This is a genomic window from Actinomadura sp. 9N407 (assembly GCF_044326315.1).
GTDB lineage: Bacteria > Actinomycetota > Actinomycetes > Streptosporangiales > Streptosporangiaceae > Spirillospora.
Map to the genome: position 1 here is coordinate 1 of NZ_JBIRAW010000067.1, position 6,472 is coordinate 6,472.

5 protein-coding genes are annotated in these 6,472 nt (G+C 70.2%); all 5 read left to right on the forward strand.

Annotated features, from left to right (window positions below; genetic code table 11):
- The first annotated feature begins 154 nt into the window (after positions 1-154).
- Positions 155-1,171 (forward strand): hypothetical protein, encoded by a 1,017-nt coding sequence (locus ACH34Q_RS46795; protein ID WP_395989742.1) that lies wholly within the window; start codon positions 155-157, stop codon positions 1,169-1,171.
- A gap of 144 nt (positions 1,172-1,315) precedes the next feature.
- Positions 1,316-1,504, forward strand: a complete 189-nt coding sequence (locus ACH34Q_RS46800) for a hypothetical protein (protein ID WP_395989743.1) — start codon at positions 1,316-1,318, stop codon at positions 1,502-1,504.
- Between the two features lie 635 nt (positions 1,505-2,139).
- Positions 2,140-3,075, forward strand: a complete 936-nt coding sequence (gene dapA / locus ACH34Q_RS46805) for a 4-hydroxy-tetrahydrodipicolinate synthase (RefSeq protein ID WP_395989744.1) — start codon at positions 2,140-2,142, stop codon at positions 3,073-3,075.
- Positions 3,072-4,757, forward strand: coding sequence for a ribonuclease J (locus tag ACH34Q_RS46810; protein WP_395989745.1), 1,686 nt, complete (start codon positions 3,072-3,074; stop codon positions 4,755-4,757). The genes dapA and ACH34Q_RS46810 overlap by 4 nt, the downstream gene beginning before the upstream one ends.
- A gap of 106 nt (positions 4,758-4,863) precedes the next feature.
- Positions 4,864-6,472: DNA translocase FtsK 4TM domain-containing protein (locus ACH34Q_RS46815; protein WP_395989746.1), on the forward strand; the 1,609-nt coding region annotated here is incomplete at its 3' end.

The following is a 6,472-nucleotide window of genomic DNA, read 5'->3' on the forward strand; positions in this document are numbered from 1 at the left end:
CCGTGCTGTTCACCAGTTTCATGATGGGCGAGATGGCGGCGTCCACCCTGTTCCGGGGGATGGCGTCCGGTACGCGCCACCCGGTGTTCGGGGAGATGTTCCAGCGCATCGGCCGGGACGAGTCGACGTGGGGGATCATTGCCGGATGTCGTGGATGAGGCGGTTCGTTCGATGGGTCGGCTGGACGGTGGCGTACGGGTTCGGGCTCGTGGCGCTGCTGCCGGCCGGCGTCTGGGTCTGGTGGCAGCCCGAACCCGAGGCGCCGGGGACGACGGCGAACGCGCTGTGGGCCCGGCACCAGTGGGTGGGGGAGACGCACAGCGAGCAGGAGTACCGCGACCTCGGCGGGCTGCTCCGCGAGAACGAGATCACCGACGTGTTCTTCCACGCCGGGCCGTTCGAGGCCGACGGCACCGTCCCGCCCGCCAAGTACCGCAACGCCCGGCGGCTGGTCGAGGCCATGCGCGAGCACGCGCCCGGCGTGCGCGCGCAGGCCTACCTCGGGCAGATCCGCAAGGTCGAGGGCCACGGCGTCACCGACCTGGACGATCCGGCCGTACGGCAGCGGGTGCTGAAGACCGACGAGATCTTCCTGGACCTCGGCTTCGACGGCATCCACTACGACTTCGAGCCGATCTACCCCGACGACCAGGCGTTCCTCACCCTGCTGGACAGGACCAGGGAACTGACCCGCTCGCGCGGCAAGCTGCTCTCGGTGGCGATCGAGCAGCTCACCCTCGTCGACCGGGCCCAGCCGGTCTACCGGGCGTTCATCCCGCGCGGCTGGGGACAGCTGCACTACCCGCCGCGCCCCACCAAGGACTTCCTGCGCGCCATCGCCGACCGGTCCGACCAGGTCGCGATCATGACCTACGACGTGTCGCTGCCCACCAAGTCGCTGGCCGGCCGGCACTTCGCCTGGCACACCGAGCAGACCCTCCGCCTCATCGGCGACCGCACCACCGTGTTCATGGGGATCCCCACGTACCGGCCGCTGATGGACTGGGCCGAGGACCTGCCCGTCGCCCTGCGCGGCGTCCGCAGGGGCCTGGACGCACTCGACCGCCCGCCGGCCCGCCCGTACGGCGTCGGCATCTACGCGGGGTGGACGACCGTACCGGACGAATGGCGGTTGTACAGGGCCAACTGGCTGCCGGACGGGTCAGATTAATTTGGCTTTGTCGGTACCTGGCATGCCACGTTCCCATTCTTGTCTTCGCGCAGGTCAAATCCTTGTTGGGTGGACCCGTGCCGCGGGTACGCCACCACAAGACCATCAGGGATGGCACCGGAACGGAGTGGGGGAGCGAGGCCGATGGGCATTCAGCGGATCGCGTGGCAGGAGTCCGACCGCCTGACCGAGCTTTCGGCCGAGTTCGCCGGGTGGCGGATCGGCCGCGGCGGCTCCGGCCACTGGTGGGCCGTCCGCGGCAACGAACTCGTGCGCACACCCGACGTCGACGAACTGCGCGCGCGCCTTAATGAGCTGACCGAAACGAGCTAGCGCAGGTCAGCGGCGCGTTATCCAACCGAGTCCGGGAAGTAGCCGGACTGACCCCGTAACGCGGCATTTGCGTGCCACGATGTGGACAGAGAAGCCGCCCGCCACGCGTACCCCCGAGCGTGTGGCGGGCGGCTCTCCTTTATTGCTTGTGCGAGCCGCGCTCCTCGCCTGGCGGCTCGTCGCTTGTCGCACAAGCGGCTCGCGCTTGCATCGCTTCGCGATCAGCCCTCGATCTCGCCTTCGGCTTCGATCTCGTGCCGGGCCTTCGGGCGCGCTCGCACGCCTGGGGGTCCGCTCGGGCTGAGGTGCCTGCTGAGCTTGCCGGGCCGTGGACGTCCCCCCTCTCCGGTTGAGTCGTGGCGTGTCCGCCTTCACCGCCGGGTGATCCGGGCGAACACGCCACGAGTCGTCGGCGCCGTGTGGTGGGGGTTTCTTGATCGATGTGGGGGCTTCTGGGTCTTGTGGGTTGTTCGGGCTTTGGTGTTGCGTTCTGCGCCCTGTGCTGGTCGTTGCCGGAAGTTTTCCGTCCGGGGGAGGGCGGGACGCCGGTTCCTGAAGGATGTGCCGGGTGAGGCGTCGGCCCAGGTGAGGCCGCCGCTCGCGAACGCGATGAACAGGGCGGTACCGTTCGGGTTATGGCACCCAGCACAATCAGCGGCGCTCCCTTCGGGAGGATGCTGACCGCAATGGTCACGCCGTTCCGGCCCGACGGTGGGGTCGACTACGACGGAGCCGCGCGCCTGGCGACCTATCTGGTCGACGAGCAGCGCCATGACGGCCTCGTCATCAACGGGACGACGGGCGAGTCGCCGACGACGAGCGACGCCGAGAAGGATCGGCTGCTGCGTACGGTGATCGACGCGGTCGGTGACCGGGCCGTCATCGTGGCGGGGGCCGGGACCAACGACACGGCGCACAGCAGGAGCCTCGCGCGGGCCGCCGAGGACGCGGGCGCCGACGGGCTGCTGGTGGTCACGCCGTACTACAACAAGCCTCCGCAGGAGGGGCTGCTGCGCCACTTCACCGAGGTGGCGAGCGCTTCGGGGCTGCCCAACCTGCTGTACGACATTCCCGGGCGCTCGGGGGTACCGATCCTCACCGAGACGCTGCTGCGGCTGGGAGACCACCCGCGCATCGTGGCGGTCAAGGACGCCAAGGGGGACCTGTTCGCGGGCTCGGTCGTGATGGCCGAGAGCGATCTGGTCTTCTATTCGGGGGACGACACGCTCAACCTGCCGTGGCTGTCGGTGGGGGCGGTCGGGTTCGTCAGCGTGGTCGGGCATGTCGTGGGCGCCGACCTTCATGAGATGATCGACGCGTATCTCGCCGGCGACCGGGAACGGGCGCAGCGGATCCATCGGCGGCTGCTACCCGTCGTCACGGCGATCATGACCCGTACGCAGGGCGCCATCGCCGTCAAGGCCGCGCTGAACCTGCTGGGGCTGCCGGGCGGTACGGTGCGCGCACCGCTGGTCGACGCCTCGCTGGAGTTCGCGGCGCGCCTGCGCGAAGATCTGACGATAGGGGGAGTCAAAGTGCCTGAGGTCACCATCCCGGAGGTCGCCCGGTGAGTCATCCTCATCCGGGGCTCTCATCTCCGCCGGCACTGCCCGAGCACGGCCTGCGCATCGTGGCGCTGGGCGGGCTGGGGGAGATCGGCCGCAACATGACCGTCTTCGAGTTCGGCGGGCGGCTGCTGATCGTCGACTGCGGCGTGCTGTTCCCGGAGACCGAGCAGCCCGGCATCGACCTGATCCTGCCCGATTTCGAGTACATCCGAGATCGCCTCGACAAGATCGAGGCGGTCGTCCTGACCCATGGTCACGAGGACCACATCGGGGCGGTTCCCTACCTGCTGCGGGAACGGCCCGACATCCCCATGGTGGGATCCAAACTGACGCTGGCGCTGCTGGAGGCCAAGCTCACCGAGCACCGGATCAAGCCGGTCACGGTGGAGGTCAAGGAGGGCGACCGGCGTTCCTTCGGGACGTTCGACTGCGAGTTCCTGTCGGTCAACCACTCCATCCCCGACGCGCTGGCGGTCGCGATCCGCACGCCGGCGGGCCTGGTGCTGGGCACCGGCGACTTCAAGATGGACCAGCTGCCGCTGGACGGCCGGCTGACCGACCTGGGCGGGTTCGCCCGGCTGGGCGCCGAGGGCATCGATCTGCTGATGTCCGACTCCACCAACGCCGAGGTCCCCGGGTTCGTCACCAGCGAGCGCAACATCGGCCCGGTGATCGACGATGTGTTCCGTACGGCGCAGGAGCGGATCATCGTCGCCTGCTTCGCCTCGCACATCCACCGGGTCCAGCAGGTACTGGACGCGGCGGTGGCCAACCGGCGCAAGGTGTGCTTCGTCGGCCGTTCGATGGTGCGCAACATGGGCGTCGCCCGCGAGCTCGGCTACCTGACCGTGCCCGAAGGGCTGATGGTCGACGCCAAGCAGCTCGACGACGTGGCGCCCGACCGGCTGGTGCTGGTCTGCACCGGGTCGCAGGGGGAGCCGATGTCGGCGCTCTCCCGGATGGCCAACCGCGACCACCAGATCCGGATCACCGAGCGTGACACGGTGATGCTGGCCTCGTCGATGATCCCGGGCAACGAGACCTCGATCAACAGGGTCATCAACGGGCTCACCCGGTGGGGCGCCCGCGTGGTGCACAAGGGCAACGCGCTGGTGCACGTCTCCGGGCACGCGCCGGCGGGCGAGCTGCTGTACGTGCTCAACATGACCAAGCCGGGCAACTTCATGCCCATCCACGGCGAGTGGCGGCACCTGCGGGCGCACGCCAAGCTGGCCGCGCTCACCGGTGTCCCCGACGACAACATCGTCATCGCCGAGGACGGCGTGGTGGTCGACCTGGTGGACGGTCACGCCTCGATCGTCGGCGCGGTCCCGGCCGGGTACGTCTACGTCGACGGGCTGTCGGTCGGCGAGGTCACCGAGACCTCGCTGAAGGACCGCCGGATCCTGGGCGAGGAGGGCTTCATCTCCATCGTGGTGGGGATCGACTCGACCTCGGGCAAGATCGTGGTGGGCCCGGAGGTGCACGCCCGCGGGGCCGGTATCCAGAACGAGGACTTCGCCGAGATCATTCAGCGGATCGAGGCCGTCGTACAGGAGACCGGCGCCAACGGCGTCAACGACCTGCACCAGCTCAACCAGCTGGTGCGCCGTACGGCGGGCAAGTGGGTCAGCGACAACTACCGCCGCCGCCCGATGATCATCCCGGTGGTCGTGGAGATCTAGCATTCCGGACAGGCTGGTTTTCCGGACAGACTGGGCGTTTCCGGGTCAGGCAACACGCCGCCCCGCCTTCCGGGAACCGGCAGGGTCCTTGGTTAGTCTCATCAGCATGGCCACACGTGCGTCCGGGGGAGCGAAGGCGTCGTCCCGTACCCGGTCCGGCGCCGGTGGTGCCCGCAAGCCCGCGGGCACGGCCGCCCGCAAGCGCCCCAGCGGCGCCGCCAAGGGAGGCGGCGCCGGGGGCGGGGGCCGCGGCTCCGGCAAGGGGCGCCCCCCGCGGAAGCCCGATCCGATCCCGCAGCTGTTCGTCGGCTTCTTCAAGCTGATCTTCAAGCTCTACCATCTGGCCGCGGTGGCGGTCGGGTCGGTCTTCCGCGCCTACGGCCGCGGTGCCCGCGGGCTGGACGCCGAGCACCAGCGCGACGGGCTCGGGCTGGCGCTGCTGGGCACCGCGATCGTGCTGGCGTCGGTCACCTGGTTCCGGCCCGACGGCGTCGTGACGGTCGCGCTGGAGCAGGTCGTCCGCGGCGGGCTGGGCGTGATGGCGATGGCGCTGCCGGTGCTGCTGGCCGTGCTCGCCTGGCGCACGCTGCGGCATCCCGAGCACAACGAGGACACCGGCCGCATCGTCATCGGGCTGACCGCGCTGGGCGTGGGCGTGATGGGCGTCGTGCACATCGCCGCCGGCGGGCCCGCTCCGGCCCGCGACATGGCCGGGGTACGGGAGGCCGGCGGAGTGGTCGGCTGGCTGTCGTCGGCCCCGCTGGAGACGGCGCTGAGCGGCTGGGTGGCCGTGCCGCTGCTGATCCTGCTGTCCGGCTTCGGGCTGCTGGTCGTGACCGCGACCCCGATCGCCCGCGTGCCCGAGCGCGTCACCGACCTGTGGGCCGTCGCCACGCTCCAGGGCCGCCCGTCGCGGCCCGCACCGGAGACCGGCGACGCCGCCGGGATCGAGGAGGCGGCGCCCAAGCCCAAGCGGCGCCGCAAGTCCAAGAAGGACGCCGACGCCGACGGTGGCGAGCCCGGCGAGGGCGAGCTGGAGGTCGGTGAGCACTCCCGGCCGTACGACACGCCCGTGCTGGAGGAGGAGCCGGCCAAGAAGGGCAAGGGCACCCGCGATCTGGCCGACGAGCTCTTCGAGCCTGATCCGTTCGGTCCCGAAGGCCCGCCGCCCGAGCCCGGCGACGTGGACGACGCCGAGCCGGTGACGATCGTCGAACCGCCCGGCCGCAAGACCCCCGACCCGACACCGGCGCCGCGCCGCGTGGAGCAGCTGCCGCTGTCGTCGTCCGGGGAGATCTACGAGCTGCCCGATCCGGCGCAGCTGCGGCCCGGCAGCATCTCCAAGCCGCGGACCAAGGCCAACGACACGGTGGTCAAGGCGCTCAGCGGGGTGCTGGAGCAGTTCGACATCGACGCGCAGGTCACCGGGTTCACCCGGGGGCCGACGATCACCCGGTACGAGATCGAGCTGGGCCCGGCGGTCAAGGTCGAGAAGGTCACCGCGCTGACCCGCAACATCGCGTACGCGGTCAAGAGCGCCGATGTCCGGATCATCTCCCCGATCCCCGGCAAGTCGGCCATAGGGGTCGAGATCCCGAACGTCGACAAGGACATCGTCAGCCTCGGGGACGTGCTGCGGTCGCCGGCCGCGACCAACGAGCACCATCCGATGATCGTGGGGCTGGGCAAGGACGTCGAGGGCCGCACGGTGGTGG